Source organism: Microbacterium sp. AC145 (genome assembly GCF_979258505.1).
On sequence record NZ_OZ409859.1, the window covers coordinates 2,911,441 to 2,929,569 of the forward strand.

An 18,129-nucleotide genomic window follows, 5' to 3' on the forward strand; every position below is an offset into this window, starting at 1 on the left:
TTCGGCACGTGGCGTGTCGGCCCCCGAAGTGACGCACCGAACGCCGGATGCCGACGCCGGATGCCGGATGCCGGATGCCGGATGCTGCCGCTGCCGCCACCGCGCCGCCGCCGCGCCGCCGCCACCGGCCGGCCGCCGCCGTCAGCGCCGCGGCGTGCGCCCCGGCAGCACCCCGGCCAGCAGCACGGCGACGAACGCTGCGGCGGGTGCGACGATGAGCCCCGCGCGCAGACTCTCGTTCTCGGCGATGAACCCGACGAACGGGGGCGAGAGCAGGAATCCGAGGCGCAGCAGCCACGACACGATGGTGAGGCCGACGCCGGCGCGCAGACCGGGAAGCTCGTCGGCCGCGTGCATCGCGGCGGGGATGAGCGTCGCGATGCCGAATCCCACAGCCGCGAAGCCCGCGATCGTCCCCGGAACGCTGGGGAACACGAGCGCGAGCGTCATGCCCGCCGTCGCGATGAGGCCGCCGACCCTGGCCACGGCGCGCTGGCCGAAACGGTCGGTCATGCCGTCGCCGAGCATCCGTCCGACGAACTGCGCACCGACCAGTGCGATGAAGCCGAGCGGAGCGACCGCCGCTGCGGCTCCCAGCGACTCCGACAGATACAGCGTCGCCCACGAGTTGCCCGCGTCCTCGGCGATCGCGCCGGCCATGGCGATGAGGGTGAGGGCGATGACGGCGAACACGACGCGCGGGGTGACGCCCCGCCGCACGGCCGCCTGCAGCTGCTCGGGATCGGCGGTCGCCTCGGCATCCGCCTCTTCATCGCGTCCGGGCAGGCAGAAGCCGAGCGCGGTGATCGCGACCGCGGCGAACACGGCGGTCGAGATTCCGAGATGCACGCCCAACGGCAGCTGCAGGGCGATGGCGGCGGCCGCCATGCCGCCGCCGAGCACGGCGCCGATCGACCAGATCGCGTGGAACGAGTTGATGATCGATCGCCCGAACTTTCGCTGCACACGAAGCCCGTGCGCGTTCTGCGCGACGTCGGTGATGGCATCGGATGCTCCGCCGAGCAGGAGTGCGAGCGCGAACAGGATGCCGGAGGGCGCGAGCGCCGCAGCGAGCAGGCCCAGCCCCGTGGCGACGGTGCCGATGACCGCGATCTTCGCGGAGCCGAAGCGACGGATCAGAACGGCAGCGAGAAGCCCGGCCGCGATCGCGCCGGCCGGGAACGCCGCGATCGCGAACCCGTAGCCGACGTTGTCGAGCCCGAGGGTCGACTTGATCTCGGGATACCGGGGAAGGATGTTGGCGAAGAGCGCGCCGTTCGTGAGGAACAGGGCCGAGACGGCGATGCGCGCGCGTCGGGCGGCTCGATCCGGGGCAGATCGTCGAATCGATTCGGCGGAAGTCATGCGTACGATCGTACACGCCTCATGGCGGAGCGCAGCGACACTCTGGAAGGACGGCTATCGGCCGTACCCGCGCGGGCGCCGGCCACCGGCGCCGATCGTCAGACCAGGGACTCCGGACCCACCGGATGCGCGCTCGCGCCCGCAGCCATGATCACGGCTTCCTTAGCTTCGTCGAGCTCGTCGAACTTGCCGACGAACTCCGAGCTCGGGCCGAAGGCGCTGAACCCGTCGGTCTCGCGGGTGATCGACCCGAGGAATTGACGCTTGTCGTTGCCGACGTGGAAGCCGGGGTCGACCTCGACCCACAGACCTCGGGGTTCGACAGAGGCGGTGCCCCTCTTACCGGCCGAGGAGGCTTTGGCCGCCTTCGCAGCCTTGCGTATGCGTGTCGACATGGCTCATGCGCTCAGTGCGTGCGGCTCGCGGGCGACCTGCAGGGCGGACGAGAACTCGTCGCTCGTGAGATCGAGCCCGCGAGCGGAGTTGGCGGCATTCATCATCGACACCAGCAGCGCGCGGTCGAGAACGTGGTCGTCTTCGTGCATCACGAAGCGCAGCGGGATGGACGCATGGATCCAGAGCGTCTCGGCGACCCCGGAGGAGGCGTCGATCGTCAGGGGGAAAGACTCGTTGCGCCGCAGCTTGGTCACGATCACCGTGCGCAGGTGCGCCATCATCTCGTCACCGATCTCGATCGGCGTGCTGGTGTTGCCGTAGGTCAGGTAACCCATGATTCCTCCTCGTCGCAGACGATTCGATCGCGAAGACCGCAGGCGAATGGCTAGAAGAAAGATTACTAGATTACCTAGCTAAATAGCAAAGACCGGCTAACCGAGATCGTCACTCGCGGTCACGGAAGGTCACCGATCTCCTCGGCGAGACGGCGGAGGAATCGGGTGACGACCTGAGTCTGATCCGGCGTGAACTCGCTGGCGATCGACTCGATGCGCTGCGTGAGATCGTCGACGGGCGAGCCGCTCTCACGGGGCGACGGGCGAAGCACTTTCGACCGCGCGTCGGCGGGATGCGGCGCGACGATCACCTGACCGCGATCCTGCAGCCGACGGAGGATGCTCGTGACCGCTGCTGTGCTCACACCCAGGTGCGCGGCGAGTCCACCCGGGGTCGCAGGGGCGTCGTCGGTGGCATCCGCGATGAAGCGCATGGCCTCGCGGTCGGTGTCGTTGGGCGCGCGCACAGCGGAGAGCCGTCGCGCGAACTGTGCTTCGGCTCTGCGGAGTTCATCGACCCTCGTCACGAGTTCCGACGTGATCGTGCGTGTGTCACCCTGGATTGTGCCGGCCATCGTCACCTCCTGAACGCTCCATGCTACTCGAAAGTCATGTAACGAGTCGGACTAGCGATATTCCGTGCCACTGTCCGCTCCGTTCGGGTGCGAAGATGGATGTCTGCCGGAAGGGACGTCATGGTCGAGCAATTCACACTCGAGGAGGCGGGGTACATCTCGTACGCCGAGATGCTCGAGCGCCTGCGCGAGCGGTTCCCTTCCGTTCCGGCGTGGCGGCTCGACCAGATCGTCACGGCAGAACACGACGCGATCACAGGCGGCATCCTGCAGATCGTTCCCTCCGAGGTGGAGTCCGGCGCGATCGAGATGCTCGAGCGTGAACGACAGGACAACCTCCGCGACGACGGCGAGATGGCACGATGACCGGTCCTGAAGAGTTCTCCCGCAGCGGGTACTGGTATCCGGAATCCGACAGCGCGAGCACCGTCGACGTCCTCAACCTCCTGCGCCGATACCGCGGCGCCGAGACCGCGATGCGCGCCCGCACCCGAGCATCGATGGGCATGAATGAGACCGATCTCGTCGCCCTCCGCTTCCTGCTGCGCGAGCAGCGCGCCGGCCGCATCGTGCGCCCTGTCGACCTCGCGCGCGTGCTCGACATCTCGACGGCATCCACCACCACCCTCATCGACCGTCTCGAGAAGGGCGGCCACGCCCGCCGCGAGCCGCACCCCACCGACCGCCGCGCCGGCGTCGTGGTGCCCACCGTGAGCAGTGATGACGAAGTGCGCGAGACGCTCGGCGCCATGCACCGCCGGATGCTCGCCCTCGTCGACGAGATGACCGACAAGGAGCGCGCCGTGGTCACGCGGTTCCTCGCCGGAATGACCTCGGCGATCGAAGAGGCGACCGACCTCGACCAGGAGCTCCGCGACGTCATCCGCTCGCATGAGGAATCTGAGGGCACGGGCGAGTAACCGCCGAGGGCCGGCCGAACGCCGACCGGCCACCCGACGAATCGATCAGGCCTTCTCGACCTGACCTTCGTTCTGTTCTTCCGTCTGCGCGTCCTGGTGCGCCTGCTCGGCGAGCTGCGCCACGTACTCCGCATTCTCGAGGCGCTCGGGGAAGAGCTCGTCGAGATCGAGGTCGGGGTTCTCCTCCTGCGTCTCGACCAGCTCGATCGCCTCTTCGATCGTCTGCACGCTCGGCATGGCACCGGGCAGCGGCCGGCGCGCCGACTCCTTCAGCACGACCACGGCGATGAAGCCGGCGATCGAGGTGCCGATCACGTAGAACGCCGGCGCGAGCGACGACCCGGTCATCTGCACGAGCGCCTCCATCACGACAGGCGCGGTACCCGCGAACAGCGCGACGGCGAGGTTGTACGAGATGCCCATGCCGCCGTAGCGGGACGAGGTGGGGAAGAGTGCCGGCAACGACGAGGCGAGGTTCGCGACGTAGAACGTCACCGGGAAGGCGAGCAGCGCGAGGCCGAGCAGCGTCGACCAGATCTCGCCGTGCATCATGAACAGGAAAGCGGGCACGGCCAGCACGATCGCCGACACCGAGCCGACGAAAAGCACCTTGCGGCGCCCGATGCGGTCGGAGAGCTTGCCGGTGAGCGGGATGCTGAGCGCCATGGCGACGAGCACCGGCAGCGTGAGCAGGGTGCCGTGCACCTCGTCGTACCCCAGGGTTCCGGTCAGATAGGTCGGCATATACGAGGTGAGCGCGTAGCCGACGGTGTTCGCGGCGGCGACGAGTACGAATGCGGTGAGCAGCTCGCGCCAGTAGGCGCGGATCAGCGCGATGACGCCCTTGGGAGCATCCGCAGATGCCTTCGCGTCGTCGGCGGCGCGCGCCGCCGACTCCTGCGCCTCCTGGAAGGCCGGAGTGTCTTCGATCTTGAGGCGGAAGTAGATCGCGATGAGTCCGAGGGGCAGCGCGACGAGGAACGGGATGCGCCAGGCGAAGCCCTGCATGACCTCGGCCGAGAGCGTGAGCTGCAGGATCGACACGAACGCGGCGCCGATGGCGAAGCCCATGTACGAGCCGAGATCGAGCAGCGAGGCGTAGAAGCCGCGGCGCTTGTCCGGCGCGTACTCGGTGATGAAGGTCGTGGCCCCGGCGTATTCGCCACCGGTCGAGAAGCCCTGCGCGAGCTTGAGCACGATGAGCAGGATCGGCGCCCAGACGCCGATCACCGAGAAGTCCGGCAGCACGCCGATGAGGAACGTCGCCGCCGCCATCATGATCAGCGTGAAGGCGAGCACGCGCTGGCGGCCCATGCGGTCGCCGAGCTGCCCGAGCACGATGCCGCCGAGCGGACGCGCGACGAACGTCACGGCGAAGACACCGAGCGAGAACAGCGACTGGGCTCCGGCCGAGGCATCCGGCAGGAATGCGCGGCCGATGATGACGGCGAGGTAGCCGTAGACGCCGATGTCGTACCACTCCATGAGGTTGCCGACCACGGTGCCGGCGACAGCACGGCGCAGCATCGGTCGATCGACGACGGTCACGTCATCGACAGTGAGGCGACGGAGCTCGTCGTCCTTGACGAGACCCATTCGGCGGCCGAGGCGCCGCCACAGGGAGTCCTTCTTCACGGTGCTGTTCGTGACCGTGTCCGACATGCTGTCCTCTTCTCTCCTGCATTCCGGCTCGTCAGGCAACGCGCCGGAACAGACGACGGGGAGGCGACCGATGTCGCCTCCCCGCACACTGTGACGGCTCTCAGTTGAGCGCGTCCTTCACGTTCTCTCCGGCCTTCTTGACGCTGGCCTTGGCCTGGTCTGCACGACCCTCGGCCTCGAGCTTCTCGTTGTCGGTCACCTTGCCGACGGCCTCCTTGGCCTTGCCGGTGAGGTCCTGAGCGGTGTTCTTGATCTTGTCGTCGAGTCCCATGAGGGGTTCCTTTCTCTCTTCCTACGGTGGTCTGTGTGGTCTGTGTGGTCTGTGTGGTCTTCGGATCAGAGCGGCAGCAGCTCGGCGATCAGCGCGAGCGATCCGGCTGCGACGAGGGCGACGAGACCCGCGACGCCGAGCGCTCCCCACAGAGGGGAGCGTGCGACTCCGATCGCCACCGGTTCGATGCCCGTCGAGCGGCCGACGGCCTCCCGGGCCGACAGCGGAGCGAGGCTGATCGAGTCCGCCGCGGCGAGTGCACGGCGCGAAGAACGCGTGCTTCCGGCGCGGGTCTGCATGGTCGTGGACATGTGATCACCTTCCTCGGGCAGAAGATTACTAGATGAACTAGTCATATACCAACCTAGTGAAAAACTCAGCCTTGCGGCCTACGCTCGGGAACATGACAGAGCTCACCCAGCCCACGGGCCACGAAGAGGCACTGCGAGCCCAGCCCCGCGATGACGGTTCGACACCGCGGGCACTCGTGCTCGGCGCCACCGGCTACATCGGCGGACGCCTCACGCCACGGCTGCTGAACGCCGGATACCGGGTGCGCACCCTCGCCCGCGACGCCGCGCGCGCGGCATCCTTCCCCTGGGGAGCCGACTGCGAGATCGTCGAGGGATCGGCCGACGACGCGGATGCCGTGGCCGAGGCCATGCGCGACGTCGACGTCGTCTACTACCTGATCCACTCGATGACCGCGGGCAAGGGTTTCGAAGAGAGCGATGAACGCGCGGCGACGACGGTGGCGGATGCCGCGGCGAAAGCCGGCGTGCGACGTATCGTGTACCTCGGCGGCCTGCATCCGGAAGACGCGAAGCTGTCTCCGCACCTGCGCTCGCGGGTCAGGGTCGGCGAGATCTTCCTCGAATCCGGGGTGCCGACCCTCGTGCTGCAGGCCGGCGTCGTGATCGGCTCGGGATCGGCGTCGTTCGAGATGATCCGCCACCTCACCGATGTGCTTCCGTATATGCCCGCCCCGAAGTGGGTGCGCAACCGCATCCAGCCGATCGCCGTGCGCGACGTGCTGCACTATCTGCTCGGCGCCGCCCGCGTCGACGACGGCGTGAACCGCGCCGTCGACATCGGCGGGCCTGATGTGCTGCGCTACGGCCAGATGATGAACGGCTATGCGCTCGAGGCGGGCCTGCGTCAGCGGGCGATCGCATCACTGCCGGTGCTGACGCCCGGACTCGCCTCGCACTGGGTGAACCTCGTGACGCCGGTGCCGCGGTCGATCGCTCGCCCCCTGGTCGCCTCGCTGCAGAACGAGTGCATCGTCAAGGACCGCACGGTCGACGAGCTGATCCCGCCGCCCACCGGTGGGCTGACACGGTATCGGCAGGCGGTCGCGATGGCCCTGGGACGCCTGGACGCCGACACGATCGAGACCAGCTGGCAGGATGCCGAGGTGTCGGGCGCACCGAGCGACCCGCTGCCGAGCGACCCCGACTGGGCAGGACGCACCGTCTTCACCGATGCCCGGTCGCTGCGCACGAAGGCCCCGGTCGACGGACTGTGGCGGGTCATCATCGGCATCGGCGGATCGAACGGCTGGTACTCGTCGAAGTTCCTGTGGGCGGTGCGCGGATGGATGGACCGGATCGTCGGCGGTGTGGGCCTGCGCCGGGGCCGCCGCAGCAAGGTCGAGGCGCGTGTGGGCGATGCGATCGACTTCTGGCGGGTCGAGGCGGTCGAAGAGCCCGGCCGCGCGACCGAGGACTCCCCCGCGAGCGGCGGGCTGCTGCGGCTGCGCGCCGAGATGAAGGTGCCGGGCGAGGCGTGGCTCGAGCTTCGAGCACTGCCCGACGGCGAGGGTTCGCGCTACGAGCAGCGCGCGGTGTTCTTCCCCCGCGGGCTCGCGGGGCGCCTGTACTGGCTGGCCGTGCTGCCGTTCCACGGCTTCATCTTCGCGGGGATGGCCGCCCGGATCACCGACGCCGCCGTGCCTGTCGAGACGGTCGCGCCCGGGGTGGAGGGTTCGAAGGCTGCCGCGGTCTGAGGCCCGCGACCGGTCGGATGCGGGGCCAGTTTCGCATCCGGGGTGTGTGTGCGGGGTCACTTTCGCATCCGGGGTCACTTCCGCACCGGAAACGGGCGATTCGGATGCAGTACTGACCCCGCACCGTGCGGAAGTCGCGTGCGGGGTCAGTTGCGCACTTGCGTCAGGAAGGCCGCTCGGCGAGGCCAGCGGGGCCCGAACCGGGCTCGGCATCCGCGTCGGCAGCGGCACCTGAATCGGCATCCGCGTCGGCACCCGCATCCACACCGGCACCCGAATCCGTCCCGGCCTGCGGGATGATGTCGATCGCCTCGGTCGCGGTCGCGTAGACCTCGGCGAGGCTGTCGTCGACGTCGGCCTCGTCGATCCAGTCGAGGTCGTCCTCGGAGTGGTCGTACTCGACGGGCACGAGGGCGAAGTCGTCGCCGTACTCCTCGAGACCCGCCATGACACTGTGCCGCACGGCCATGCGGGCATACCGGTCGCGCAGGATCATCGGGTCGCGGCGCAGGTCCTTCATGAAGGCGACCATCATGAACGCCATGATCACCGCGAACGGCAGCGCCGCGATGATCGTGACGTTCTGCAACGATTTCAGCCCGCTGCCTTCTTCGCCGGTGACGAGCAGCACCGCGGCGATCACTCCGACCAGCACACCCCAGACCACCGCGACCCAGCGCGAAGGCTCGGGGCGGCCCTGCTGCGACAGGGTTCCCATCACGAGCGAGGCGGAGTCCGCCCCCGTGATGAAGAAGATCGAGATCAGCAGAATGAGCACGATGCTCGTGATCAGAGGGAAGGGCAGGTTCTCGAGCACCCCGAAGAGCACTTCCTCCGGCGGGTCGACGGTGAGGCCTGCGCCGTCCATCTGCTGCTGGATGGCCGTGGTTCCGAAGATCGCGAACCAGACGAGCGAGATGACGGCCGGTACGACGATGACGACCGAGACGAACTGGCGGAGCGACCGGCCGCGCGAGATCTTGGCGATGAACATGCCGACGAACGGCGACCACGAGATCCACCACGCCCAGTAGAAGATCGTCCAGCTCGAGAGGAACATCTGCGCCTCATCGCCCTGCGAGGCCGAGCGGGCGACCATCTCGGGCAGGTCTCCGAGGAACTGCACGGCGACCGAGGGGATGACGTTGAGGATCAGCATCGTCGGGCCGACGAAGAACACGAAGAACGCGAGCAGAAGTGCGACGACCGCGTTGATGTTCGACAGCGCGCGGATGCCCTTCGAGACACCCGACACGGCGGATGCGATGAAGCACGCGGTCAGCACAGCGATCGCGGCGATGAGGATGCCGTTGCCGAGCTCTCCGATTCCCGCGACGAGCTCGACGCCGTGGCCGATCTGCAGGGCGCCGAGACCGAGCGATGCGGCCGTGCCGAAGAGGGTGACGATGATCGAGAAGATGTCGATCGTGCGGCCGAGGGGGCCGGTCGTGCGGCCCTCGCCGAGCAGCGGGGCGAAGATCGACGAGATCAGCGGGGTGCGGCCGCGGCGGAACGCACCGTAGGCGATCGCACCACCGACGAGCGCGTAGAACGCCCACGCCTGCGGGCCCCAGTGGTAGAGCACCTGGGCCTGTGCGGTGTGCATGGCCTCGAGCGTGTTCGCTTCGACGGTGCCGGGCGGCGGGTTCTCGAAGAAGGTGAGCGGCTCGGCGGCGCCCCAGAAGACGAGGCCGATGCCCATGCCGGCCGCGAACAGCATCGAGATCCACGAGAACATCGAGAACTCGGGCTCTTCGTCGTCGCGGCCGAGAGGGATGCGTCCGTAGCGGCTGAAACCGACGAACAGCATGAAGACCAGGATGACGGTGGCGATCGTCGTGAAGAAGAAGCCGAAGTACTCGACGACCCAGCCGAGCACGGCAGTCGTCGTGCCCGAGAGGTTGTCGCCCGCGAACACACCCCAGGCGATGAACGCGATGGTCAGTGCGACGGCGACGCCGAAGACCAGCGGATCGGTGCGGTAGGTGCGACCCGTCTCTTCGACCGAGACTCCGGGCACGAGGGCCGGATGCACGCCACGCGGCGGCACGGCGGCGATGTCGCGAACGATCTTCTGGGCGGTCTCGGTGGCCTTCGCGGCCTGCCTGATCGCGGCGGTGGAGGTCTTCGGAGCGTCGTTCCTCGGGGGCGTCTTATCGTCCGGAGTGTCCATGAGAACCCATTCTCCCATGCCGGCATACTGCGGCCGGGACGGGAAAACCCAGATCACCTCACCGATCCGCGGCGCGTCGGGGCACGGCTCGCCGAGGGGATGCCGGATGCTCTGGGTTTTCCGGGCGCGTCAACTCGTGTCAGCGCGTGTCAGCGCTGGCGACGCCCGCCGAAGACCGAGTGCAACAGAGGCAGGGCCGAGACGCAGAGGAGAGTGATACCGAGGGGCGGGATGGCAGGCACCAGCAGCGCTCCACCGACGAGCATCGCGGCGAAGAGCACACCGGATCCGATGCGGCGGGCGATGCCCTCGAGGCGGTCGAGTCGGCGTTCGAGGGCCGAGGTGTCGAACGTGACGTTGCCGTCGTCGACGCGGGTGATGATCGCATCGATGCGCTTGGGCAGGCGGTAGGTGACGGCAGCGGTCTCCATGGCCTGCTGAGCCATGTCCTGCATGAGGTTGCCCGACTCATCGCGCAGCAGTCGACCGGCGTAGGGTTCGGCGGCGTCCCACACGTTGAACGTCGGGTCGAGACTCGAGCACATGCCCGAGGTCAGCGACACCGCGCGGATCAGCAGCAGCATGTTCTCGGGCAGTTGCAGCGGAAGCGAGCGCACCATGTCGCCGAACTCGTCGGCGAAATCCTTGAACTCGCGAGGATCGACGGTCGCGAGTTCCGCAAAACCCATGCCCCCGAACCGCGAGAACAGAGCGCTCAACGCTCGTTCGAGCTCGGCCGTGTCGGCGGAGGGCAGCAGCACGCCGATCTCCTGGGCGGCCTTCACGAGTCCGCGGCTGTCGCGGGCGGTGACGGCGATGAGCAGCATCCGCAGTCCGTCGCGGAGGCTGGCGGGAACCTCGGCCATCATGCCGAAGTCGATGAACGTGAGGCGGAAGTTCTGCCCGGTGTCGGATGCCGCCTCGGGCGTCACGAAGATGTTGCCGGGGTGCGGGTCGGCGTGCACGAAGCTGTGCGTGAAGACCTGGTCGAACATGACCTCGGCGAAGGCGTCGGCGACGGATGCCGGGTCGATGCCGGCCGCACGGAGAGCATCGGTGTCGTTGATCTTGATCGCCGTGACGTCGGACAGCGTGAGCACGCGACGCGTCGAGCGCTCCCAGACGATCTCGGGGGTGTCGACGCGCGGATCGGCGGCGAAGTTCTCGCGGAATCGCTCGGCGCTCGCAGCCTCGTGCAGGTAGTCGATCTCTTCGAGGCTCGTCTCGGCGAACTCCTCGACGAGTGCGGGAGCGTCGACGCGGTCGGCGACCAGGCGCACGCGGGTGAGCCATTTCGCGACGCGGCGGAGCGCGGCGAGGTCGACCGCCACGATCTCGTCGATGCCGGGTCGCTGCACCTTGACGATGACGTTCCCGAGCCCGGTGTCGGCGGCATCCTGGGCCGCGAGGCGAGCACGGTGCGCCTGACCGAGGGATGCTGCGGCGACCGGTGTCTGGTCGAACCAGGCGTAGGCGCTCTCGAGCGGGATGCCGAGTTCAGCTTCGGCGGCCGAGCGGATGTCGGCGAAGGGCACCGCCGGAACCTCGTCCTGCAGCCCTTCGAGCTCCTTCGTGATCTCGGGCGGCAGCACGTCGAGGCGCGACGACATGAACTGCCCGACCTTGATCATGAGGCCGCCGAGTTCGACGGCCAGCACGTGGAAGCGCTTCGCGAAGCGCTGCATCCGCGGGCCGCGCGTGCGCTCGGCGATCGAGGTCATGCCGAAGCGCGGCAGCACGAGTTCGAACCACCAGATCTTGATGAACTCGCGCGCCGCGAACGACAGGATGCGGCGGTAGCGGGCGCGGTGGGCGCCCTGCGCCGCGGCATCCGTCATCTGTGCTCCCTGCTGGTGTGCGTTCAGTCCTGAGCGAGGATCGTGTACAGCCTACGGCGGGCCTCGTCGAGGATGTCGACGGCCTGCTGCACCTGCTCCGGGCTGCCGCTGCGTCCGACCTGTGCTGCCGCGGCGGCGAGGTCGACACCGGCCTTGGGGAGCGCGGTGTAGCGGGGGTTGTCGTGCAGACTCTCACCCTTGGACTGGGACTCCCACGGGGCGGGTGTCTCGGTGCTCTCGACCGCGACCTCGCGACCGGCCTCGGTGAGCGAGTACGTCTTGCGACCGTTCTGCTCTTCGGCTTCGATGAGGCCTTCGTCAGCGAGCAGCTGCAGGGTGGGGTAGACGGAGCCGGCACTCGGCTTCCACGATCCGCCGCTGCGCTCGGCGATCTCGTTGATGATCTGGTAGCCGTGCATGGGCTTCTCGGCGAGCAGCGAGAGCACGGCGGTGCGCACGTCTCCCTTGGCCATGCGCGATCCGCCGCTGGGGCGCTGCTCGAAGGACTTCTCGAAGCTCTTGCGGAGCTGATCCATGGCGTCGAAGATCGCGGATGCGGGGCCTCCGGAGCCTGCACCGAAGCCGGATCCGCCGAAGGGGTTCGAGGGGAATGCGTTGTTCATGGTGACCTCCCTGGAGTGGTGAGCCCAGTGATGAGCCCGGTGATGAGCGATAGTCAACGATATATCGCTGAGCCTGAGTGTGGGGTGGGAGTTCGCACGCCTGCACGCACAGCCGGCTGAAAGCAAGCCCCGTGTGCTCCACAGGTCGTGATGTTTGACTGCGGAGGATGTCGAATCTGCGTGTGAGTGTCGTCGTGCCCGTCTTCCGACCCGGGAAGGCCATCGACGAGCTCATCGCGTCCTTGGATCGACAGACCCTGGATGCCTCACTGTTCGAGGTGCTGCTCTGCGACGACGGATCGGGGGAGGAGACGCGTGAGCTCCTGGCGGCGGTGGCCGCCGAGCGTCCGAACGTGCGGGTTCTCGAGCTTCCGCATTCCGGGTGGCCGGGCACTCCCCGCAATCGGGGTGTCGAGGCGGCGCGTGGCACGTACGTGCAGTTCGTGGACCAGGACGATTGGCTGTTCGATTCCGCGCTCGAGAGTCTGTGCGACTTCGCCGATGAGCACGGCTCGGATGTGATCGTCGGCAAGGAGGTCGGCATCGGGCGACGTCTTCCGACGCGGATCTTCCGCCGCGATGTGGCTCACGCTCGCCTCGGCGAGGATCCGCTGCTCGAGATGCTGACGCCTCACAAGATGTTCCGCACCGACTTCCTGCGCGAGCGCGGCATTCGCTTCCCCGAGGGCAAGGTGCGCCTCGAGGATCACCTGTTCGTGATGAGGGCATACTTCGAGGCCGACACGATCTCGATCTTCGCGAGCGAGCCCTGCTACGCCTGGGTGAAGCAGCCCGGCAGCGCGAGCTCGTCGCGCATAGACCCCGAGTCCTACTTCCCTCATCTGGAGGCGGTGCTCGACCTGGTCGAGGAGTACACGGCACCGGGCAGGTTGCGTGATCGCCTGCTGCGGCACTGGTTCCGCGGCAAGGTCCTCAAGCGACTGGCGGGAAAACGGCTGGTCGCCTACCCGGCCGAGTACCGCGACCGACTGCTCGATGTGGTCACCCCTCTCGCGCAGCGCCGTTTCGGGCCAGGGGTCGACGGCGGACTGGCGTTTCCGCAGCGGATCCGCGCCGCGCTGCTCCGGTCGAACCGGCGTGATGACCTGCTGGAGTTCGCTCGCTTCGAGGCCGCGATGTCGTGCCGTGCCGCTGTCACAGAGGCGCACTGGTCGCGCGGAGGCGGACTGTATCTGACGATCAGCGTGGCCGTCACGCGCGACGGCGCAGAGGCACTCGTGTTCGAACCCGGCTCGGGCCGCCTGACGTCTCTCCCCTTCTCGACGGCCGAGCTGCCGTCGGATCTGCTGCTCGCCCGTCGCGAGCTCGAGAACGATCAGATCGAGCTGTTTCTGCGTGACACGTCGAACGGCGATGAGCGCCGTATCGCCGCGTCGTCGTTGCAGGATCGCAGCTCGGTGACGATCGCGATCGACCCCCTCAGGGTGTTCGGCCCTTCGGACGAGACGCAGGGTGCGCGACTCGTCGTCAAGGTGCGGCGGGCCGGTTGGACCTTCGACGTTCCGCTCAAGTCGGATGCCGCGACGCTCGCCGGCGCCGGTCACTCGCCGTTGCTCGCCGGTCGCACCTGCACTCCCGTGGCGACCCGCGGAGGGGTGGTCGAGCTGCGGCGCGTCTGGCCCGGCGGCCGCCTCAAGGACCTCGCCGGTCGAGCCGCGCGCCGGGTGCGCAGCAAGTCGCGCGGGAACTGACCGGGCCGGGTCACCGGGGCGAGGTCACCGCGCCAGGGTCAGGATCTCTGCCCCATCGTCGGTGATCGCGATCGTGTGCTCGGTGTGCGCGGTTCGGCATCCAGTCGCGCTGCGCAGCGTCCAGCCGTCGGCATCGGTGATGAGCCGGTCGGTGTCGGCCATGACCCAGGGCTCGAGCGCCAGCAGGAGTCCCGGCCTGAGCCTGTAGCCACGCCCCGGGCGTCCGTCGTTCGCGACGTGCGGATCCTGATGCATCGTCGAGCCGATGCCGTGCCCGCCGAACTCGAGGTTGATCGGATACCCGGCAGCGGTCAGCACGGAGCCGATGGCGTGTGACAGGTCTCCGATGCGCGCCCCTGGACCGGCCGCGGCGATGCCGGCCGCCAGCGCCCGCTCGGTGGCGTCGATCATCGCGAGGTCGGCTGCCGCGGCTGCGCCCCCGACCACGAAGCTGATCGCCGCATCCGCCGCGACGCCGTCGAGCGTGACCGCGAGGTCCAGCGTCAGGAGGTCTCCGTCGGCGAGAGCGTAGTCGTGCGGCATCCCGTGCAGGACCGCGTCGTTGACCGCCGTGCAGATGTAGTGACCGAACGGTCCGCGCCCGAACGACGGCGCGTAGTCGACGTAGCAGGACTCGGCCCCTGCATCCTCGATGAGCTCCTTGGCCCATCGATCGATGTCGAGCAGATTCACCCCGACGACGGCCCGTTGCTTGAGTGCCTGGAGTATCGAGCCGACCAGTGCGCCGGTCTCGCGTGCGCTGTGGAGTTGTTGCATGCTGAGGATTTCGATCATGACCGGTAATACTATCCCGGTATTACTATGGGTGCATGATGGTTCGCCTGCCCCTCACTCCCGCCGATGTCGAACGCGGCGAACGCCTCGGTGCGCTGCTGCGGCGAGCGCGCGGCCCGCGGTCGATGCTCAGCGTCGCCCTCGATGCGGGCATCTCGCCCGAGACCCTCCGCAAGATCGAGTCGGGCCGCGTCGCCACCCCCTCGTTCTCGACGATCGCCGCCGTCGCCGGAGTGCTGCATCTCTCGCTCGACGCCGTGTGGGCCGAGGTCGAGCCGACGAATGCCGCCGACAGGACCCGCGTCGCCTCCTGAGAGCCACACGCCCGCGTCATGCGGCCACGTCGAATCGAGCTCGGCCGCCCAGCCGCGGCGTGCGTGCGGAGTCGACGTAGCTCGGCGGGATGAACCACACCCTCGCCGCCACGCCCACACCATCGATGCGGATCTCCCACCCGTTGTCGTGAATCCGATGGTGGCAGGTCTCGCACAAGAGCACACCGTTCGACAGATCGGTCGGCCCGGCGTCCCTGCTCCACCATCTGATGTGGTGAGCTTTGGTCATTTCGGGTGGAAGCCCGCACATCGCGCAGCCGCCGTCTCGTTCGACGAGCGCCATTCGTTGCGCTCTCGTGAAGAGGCGCTTCTCCCTCCCCCAGTCGAGGACCTGACTGTCACCGCCGAGCACACAGGGAATCACGCCGCCGCTCGCCGCCATTCTGCGCGCAGCCCCGACACTGATCTTCTGCCCGATGCCGTCAATCTCGGCCGTGCCGCAGCCTGACTCCAGGTCGTCGAGGGTCATGCGCACCACGACGGTCGCGCCCGCCAAGGGCATCCGTTCGCCGCGGCATCCGAGGACGTGTGCGCAGAACATCGACAGGGCATCGGCCTGCAGCATGGCGACGCTCCGACTGTCTGCGTCGGCAGCATCGGGATCGGTCGCGTCTTTGCGCGCCGCGAAGGCAGCCGTGACGTACCCGCGGATCGCCGCGACGATCGGCGCAGCAGCCTCGGGATGGAAGCGCCCGTTGAGATGGACCATGCCGTCCCGCTCGAAGATCGTCAGCGAGCGCCGCGACCGCCGCTCGTCATCTCGGGGTTCACTGCCGTCGGGATCCAGCCACCCCTCGGCCCGGTCGACGATCTTGCGCACGTCGTCGAGCGCCAGATCGGACGCCGCGTCGACGAGTGTCTTCTCCGCCTCCGCGATCTTCTGCGCACCCACCGCGATGCGACACCTCTCGAGAAGCGCGATGATCAGCGCCGCCGCCTGCACGCCGAGACGCCCCGACAGCAGGGCCTCACGGATGAGCGGGTACCGTGCGGGCAATGGCGTTCCGACCAGATCGGCCCGTGGCGCGGTCGCCTCGCCGACCTTGATCAGTCGCGACGCTTCGGAGAAGGACATGCCCGTGGTCGAGGCGATCAGCTTTGCCGCCGACCGATGACCGTGCTGCTTCGCGAGGCCAGCGGCACCGAGCTCCGGCCGTGACTCGCTCGCGATGCATGCCGCGATGTCGATATGCACGGCATCCAGCTGCCGTTTCATCGCGTCGATCGCCGCGTTCATCGCGAGCAACTGCCCTCGGGAAAGACCCGACGCCGCATCGGAGTCAGCCCACACCTCATCGAGGCGGGACATCGCCTCGTGCAGACCGACCAGCTTCGACATGCTTCGAATCTAGTCGTTCGACAGAAGACTTTCGAAGGTATGTACGAGTGAATGCCGAGACTCCGGCATTCACGAGAGCCCAAGAAGAACTGCGGGCTAGCTCCGCAACACGGACTCCAGAAGCCCCGGGAAAAGCACGTCGAGGTCGTCGCGCCGGAGAGTCAGCATCCGGCGTCGCCCGTTGGGCTCGTTGCGGATGACGCCCGCCTCACGCAGCACCTTCATGAAGTGCGATTTCGTGGACTTGGGAAGGGCGGGGTCCGTCGCGTGACACTCCGCCATGTCGAGCGGACCGTCGGCAAGCTGCCGAGTGATCGCGAGCCGCTCGGGGTCGCTGAGCGCGAACAGCACGTCCGTCAGCTGGATCTCGGACCGCTCGGGGTGCGGAAGTTCGCCTGGCATGGTTCGAGAATAGTTGAACAATCGCGCCGAGGCGAGTACGCTCCAACAGTTCGATGATTCTCGAACCGAAGAATCCCGACGCCGAGGAGAACCATGACGATGACCGCCCCGACACCCGTCGCGACAGCCTCCGTCCGCCGTTCGCGCTTCGGATTCGCCCTCGCGATCGTGGCCCAGATCGCGATGATGGTCGGTGCGAGCGCGCCGTCGCCGTTCTACCCCGTGCTCGCGGCCGAGATCGGCTTCGGGTCGATCGTGATCAGTGCGGTGTTCGCCGTGTATGCGATCGCGCTTCTCCTCGCTCTGCTCAGCGCGGGCTCTCTCTCCGACCACATCGGTCGGCGCCCGGTGGCCATCACGGGCTTCTTGCTGCTCGCCGTCAGCATGGTGCTGTTCTGGCATGCCGATACCGTGGCCACCCTCGTACTCGCGCGGGTACTGCAGGGCGCGGCGAGCGGCGTGCTGATCGCCACGCTGTCGGCGGCGGCACTCGACCTCGCGCCGAAAGGCCAGGCACGCATCGCCGCTCTGTGGAACGCTCTCAGCCCCGGAATCGGCCTCGGGCTGGGCGCCATCCTCGCGGGCATCGTGCTCGACGTCACCGGCGAACCGCTGCTCGACGTGTTCGCTCCGCTGACCGTGATCTATCTGGTGCTCGCCGGGCTCTTCCTGCTCGCCCCCGAGACAGCGCCACTGCGTGCGGGCGCGTGGGCATCGCTGCGGTTCCGTCTCTCCGTTCCTGCCGCTGTGCGCGGTGACTTCTGGCGGGGAGCACCGGCCGTGATCGCCGGCTGGGCGACCGGCGGCCTCTTCCTCTCACTCGGCGCCACCATCGTGCACAGCGAACTCGACGGCGAGGCTCACTCGTGGCAGGGGCTCTCCGTCGGGATGCTCGCCGGCGTCGGCGCGATCACGGCGTTCCTCATGCGCCACCGCAGCCCTCGCACCTCGGTGATCTTCGGCACGACCGCCCTCGCGACCGGAACAGCCCTCTCGCTCGTCGCCCTGAGCGCGGCGTCACTCCCCTTCTACCTCGCCGCCACCGCGATCACGGGTATGGGCTTCGGCACCGCATTCTCGGGAGTCGTCGCCTCGCTCGCGCCGCGAATTCCGGCCGCCGAGCGCGCCGACACGTTCGCGGTGATCTACGTGCTCGCGTATTCGGCCTTCGGGGTACCGGCGGTCATCGCCGGCATGCTCGTGACGCCGCTCGGCCTCGAGACGGTGTGCGTCGGCTATGGCGCGGTCGTGATCGTGCTCGCGGTGATCGCACTGGTGCTGCGGGTGCGCCGGGCGGAGTGACGCACGGCATCCGCTCGTCGCCGGGATGGGCGGATGACTCCCCGATGGGCGGATGATCGCGCCTCAAGAGTCCGCCCA

At 68.1% G+C, this 18,129-nt stretch carries 19 protein-coding genes; 6 read left to right on the top strand and 13 right to left on the bottom strand.

The annotated features are described in order from the left end of the window. Positions 1 to 141 precede the first annotated feature (141 nt). The 4 genes from ACZZZN_RS13995 to ACZZZN_RS14010 all read right to left on the bottom strand — a co-directional run bounded on the left by ACZZZN_RS13995 (position 142) and on the right by ACZZZN_RS14010 (position 2,671). Positions 142 to 1,365, bottom strand: a complete 1,224-nt coding sequence (locus ACZZZN_RS13995) for an MFS transporter (protein WP_463505745.1) — start codon at positions 1,363 to 1,365, stop codon at positions 142 to 144. 98 nt (positions 1,366 to 1,463) lie between these two features. Beyond that, positions 1,464 to 1,760, bottom strand: coding sequence for a hypothetical protein (locus ACZZZN_RS14000; RefSeq protein WP_463505746.1), 297 nt, complete (start codon positions 1,758 to 1,760; stop codon positions 1,464 to 1,466). Positions 1,761 to 1,763: 3 nt separating this feature from the next. Continuing rightward, the gene (locus tag ACZZZN_RS14005; protein WP_463505747.1) at positions 1,764 to 2,096 is read right to left on the bottom strand and encodes a DUF7882 family protein; all 333 of its coding nucleotides are present in this window, start codon (positions 2,094 to 2,096) and stop codon (positions 1,764 to 1,766) included. A 119-nt stretch (positions 2,097 to 2,215) separates the two neighbouring features. After that, on the bottom strand, positions 2,216 to 2,671 hold the full coding sequence (locus tag ACZZZN_RS14010) for a MarR family winged helix-turn-helix transcriptional regulator (RefSeq protein ID WP_463505748.1): 456 nt from the start codon (positions 2,669 to 2,671) through the stop codon (positions 2,216 to 2,218). Between the two features lie 120 nt (positions 2,672 to 2,791). Between ACZZZN_RS14010 and ACZZZN_RS14015 the strand changes: the two genes are divergently transcribed. After that, positions 2,792 to 3,037 (top strand): hypothetical protein, encoded by a 246-nt coding sequence (locus ACZZZN_RS14015; protein ID WP_463505749.1) that lies wholly within the window; start codon positions 2,792 to 2,794, stop codon positions 3,035 to 3,037. Then, on the top strand, positions 3,034 to 3,591 hold the full coding sequence (locus ACZZZN_RS14020; protein ID WP_463505750.1) for a MarR family winged helix-turn-helix transcriptional regulator: 558 nt from the start codon (positions 3,034 to 3,036) through the stop codon (positions 3,589 to 3,591). The genes ACZZZN_RS14015 and ACZZZN_RS14020 overlap by 4 nt, the downstream gene beginning before the upstream one ends. 45 nt (positions 3,592 to 3,636) lie before the next feature. On the opposite strand, the gene ACZZZN_RS14025 is transcribed toward ACZZZN_RS14020, so the two are convergent. The 3 genes from ACZZZN_RS14025 to ACZZZN_RS14035 form a co-directional block, all read right to left on the bottom strand. Next, entirely contained in the window at positions 3,637 to 5,187 is a 1,551-nt protein-coding gene (locus tag ACZZZN_RS14025) for an MFS transporter (protein WP_463506600.1), read from the bottom strand. Positions 5,188 to 5,353: 166 nt separating this feature from the next. Further along, on the bottom strand, positions 5,354 to 5,524 hold the full coding sequence (locus tag ACZZZN_RS14030; protein WP_463505751.1) for a CsbD family protein: 171 nt from the start codon (positions 5,522 to 5,524) through the stop codon (positions 5,354 to 5,356). Between the two features lie 65 nt (positions 5,525 to 5,589). Beyond that, entirely contained in the window at positions 5,590 to 5,835 is a 246-nt protein-coding gene (locus ACZZZN_RS14035; RefSeq protein ID WP_463505752.1) for a hypothetical protein, read from the bottom strand. 92 nt (positions 5,836 to 5,927) lie between these two features. On the opposite strand from ACZZZN_RS14035, the gene ACZZZN_RS14040 reads away from it, so the two are divergent. Beyond that, positions 5,928 to 7,532, top strand: coding sequence for an SDR family oxidoreductase (locus ACZZZN_RS14040; RefSeq protein WP_463505753.1), 1,605 nt, complete (start codon positions 5,928 to 5,930; stop codon positions 7,530 to 7,532). 163 nt (positions 7,533 to 7,695) lie between these two features. Here the strand turns inward: ACZZZN_RS14040 and ACZZZN_RS14045 are convergent, their stop codons facing one another. The 3 genes from ACZZZN_RS14045 to ACZZZN_RS14055 all read right to left on the bottom strand — a co-directional run bounded on the left by ACZZZN_RS14045 (position 7,696) and on the right by ACZZZN_RS14055 (position 12,166). Beyond that, positions 7,696 to 9,705, bottom strand: a complete 2,010-nt coding sequence (locus ACZZZN_RS14045; RefSeq protein WP_463505754.1) for a BCCT family transporter — start codon at positions 9,703 to 9,705, stop codon at positions 7,696 to 7,698. A gap of 149 nt (positions 9,706 to 9,854) precedes the next feature. After that, complete coding sequence (locus ACZZZN_RS14050) at positions 9,855 to 11,543, bottom strand: ABC1 kinase family protein (RefSeq protein WP_463505755.1); 1,689 nt, start codon at positions 11,541 to 11,543, stop codon at positions 9,855 to 9,857. Between the two features lie 23 nt (positions 11,544 to 11,566). Then, on the bottom strand, positions 11,567 to 12,166 hold the full coding sequence (locus ACZZZN_RS14055; protein WP_463505756.1) for a PadR family transcriptional regulator: 600 nt from the start codon (positions 12,164 to 12,166) through the stop codon (positions 11,567 to 11,569). A 167-nt stretch (positions 12,167 to 12,333) separates the two neighbouring features. Here ACZZZN_RS14055 and ACZZZN_RS14060 point away from each other — a divergent pair, with 167 nt between their 5' ends. Next, on the top strand, positions 12,334 to 13,878 hold the full coding sequence (locus tag ACZZZN_RS14060) for a glycosyltransferase family 2 protein (protein ID WP_463505757.1): 1,545 nt from the start codon (positions 12,334 to 12,336) through the stop codon (positions 13,876 to 13,878). Positions 13,879 to 13,902: 24 nt separating this feature from the next. Here ACZZZN_RS14060 and map read toward each other — a convergent pair whose 3' ends face one another. Next, a complete protein-coding gene (map, locus tag ACZZZN_RS14065; RefSeq protein ID WP_463505758.1) occupies positions 13,903 to 14,673 on the bottom strand; it encodes a type I methionyl aminopeptidase in 771 nt (256 codons plus the stop codon). A 38-nt stretch (positions 14,674 to 14,711) separates the two neighbouring features. On the opposite strand from map, the gene ACZZZN_RS14070 reads away from it, so the two are divergent. Next, positions 14,712 to 14,987, top strand: a complete 276-nt coding sequence (locus ACZZZN_RS14070) for a helix-turn-helix domain-containing protein (RefSeq protein ID WP_463506601.1) — start codon at positions 14,712 to 14,714, stop codon at positions 14,985 to 14,987. 16 nt (positions 14,988 to 15,003) lie between these two features. Here the strand turns inward: ACZZZN_RS14070 and ACZZZN_RS14075 are convergent, their stop codons facing one another. Further along, complete coding sequence (locus tag ACZZZN_RS14075) at positions 15,004 to 16,347, bottom strand: DUF222 domain-containing protein (RefSeq protein WP_463505759.1); 1,344 nt, start codon at positions 16,345 to 16,347, stop codon at positions 15,004 to 15,006. A gap of 96 nt (positions 16,348 to 16,443) precedes the next feature. Continuing rightward, positions 16,444 to 16,749, bottom strand: coding sequence for an ArsR/SmtB family transcription factor (locus ACZZZN_RS14080; protein WP_463505760.1), 306 nt, complete (start codon positions 16,747 to 16,749; stop codon positions 16,444 to 16,446). A gap of 93 nt (positions 16,750 to 16,842) precedes the next feature. On the opposite strand from ACZZZN_RS14080, the gene ACZZZN_RS14085 reads away from it, so the two are divergent. After that, entirely contained in the window at positions 16,843 to 18,051 is a 1,209-nt protein-coding gene (locus tag ACZZZN_RS14085; RefSeq protein WP_463505761.1) for an MFS transporter, read from the top strand. Positions 18,052 to 18,129: the final 78 nt, after the last annotated feature.

Bases quoted from the DNA above. Each gene is read 5' to 3' on its own strand.
- ACZZZN_RS14070 (WP_463506601.1), top strand. From the start codon at position 14,712: ATGGTTCGCCTGCCCCTCACTCCCGCCGATGTCGAACGCGGCGAACGC.
- ACZZZN_RS14015 (WP_463505749.1), top strand. From the start codon at position 2,792: ATGGTCGAGCAATTCACACTCGAGGAGGCGGGGTACATCTCGTACGCC.
- map (WP_463505758.1), bottom strand. From the start codon at position 14,673: ATGATCGAAATCCTCAGCATGCAACAACTCCACAGCGCACGCGAGACC.
- ACZZZN_RS14075 (WP_463505759.1), bottom strand. From the start codon at position 16,347: ATGTCGAAGCTGGTCGGTCTGCACGAGGCGATGTCCCGCCTCGATGAG.
- ACZZZN_RS14060 (WP_463505757.1), top strand. From the start codon at position 12,334: ATGTCGAATCTGCGTGTGAGTGTCGTCGTGCCCGTCTTCCGACCCGGG.
- ACZZZN_RS14055 (WP_463505756.1), bottom strand. From the start codon at position 12,166: ATGAACAACGCATTCCCCTCGAACCCCTTCGGCGGATCCGGCTTCGGT.
- ACZZZN_RS13995 (WP_463505745.1), bottom strand. From the start codon at position 1,365: ATGACTTCCGCCGAATCGATTCGACGATCTGCCCCGGATCGAGCCGCC.
- ACZZZN_RS14000 (WP_463505746.1), bottom strand. From the start codon at position 1,760: ATGTCGACACGCATACGCAAGGCTGCGAAGGCGGCCAAAGCCTCCTCG.
- ACZZZN_RS14035 (WP_463505752.1), bottom strand. From the start codon at position 5,835: ATGTCCACGACCATGCAGACCCGCGCCGGAAGCACGCGTTCTTCGCGC.
- ACZZZN_RS14045 (WP_463505754.1), bottom strand. From the start codon at position 9,705: ATGGACACTCCGGACGATAAGACGCCCCCGAGGAACGACGCTCCGAAG.
- ACZZZN_RS14085 (WP_463505761.1), top strand. From the start codon at position 16,843: ATGACGATGACCGCCCCGACACCCGTCGCGACAGCCTCCGTCCGCCGT.
- ACZZZN_RS14040 (WP_463505753.1), top strand. From the start codon at position 5,928: ATGACAGAGCTCACCCAGCCCACGGGCCACGAAGAGGCACTGCGAGCC.
- ACZZZN_RS14020 (WP_463505750.1), top strand. From the start codon at position 3,034: ATGACCGGTCCTGAAGAGTTCTCCCGCAGCGGGTACTGGTATCCGGAA.
- ACZZZN_RS14030 (WP_463505751.1), bottom strand. From the start codon at position 5,524: ATGGGACTCGACGACAAGATCAAGAACACCGCTCAGGACCTCACCGGC.
- ACZZZN_RS14010 (WP_463505748.1), bottom strand. From the start codon at position 2,671: ATGGCCGGCACAATCCAGGGTGACACACGCACGATCACGTCGGAACTC.
- ACZZZN_RS14050 (WP_463505755.1), bottom strand. From the start codon at position 11,543: ATGACGGATGCCGCGGCGCAGGGCGCCCACCGCGCCCGCTACCGCCGC.
- ACZZZN_RS14080 (WP_463505760.1), bottom strand. From the start codon at position 16,749: ATGCCAGGCGAACTTCCGCACCCCGAGCGGTCCGAGATCCAGCTGACG.
- ACZZZN_RS14025 (WP_463506600.1), bottom strand. From the start codon at position 5,187: ATGGGTCTCGTCAAGGACGACGAGCTCCGTCGCCTCACTGTCGATGAC.
- ACZZZN_RS14005 (WP_463505747.1), bottom strand. From the start codon at position 2,096: ATGGGTTACCTGACCTACGGCAACACCAGCACGCCGATCGAGATCGGT.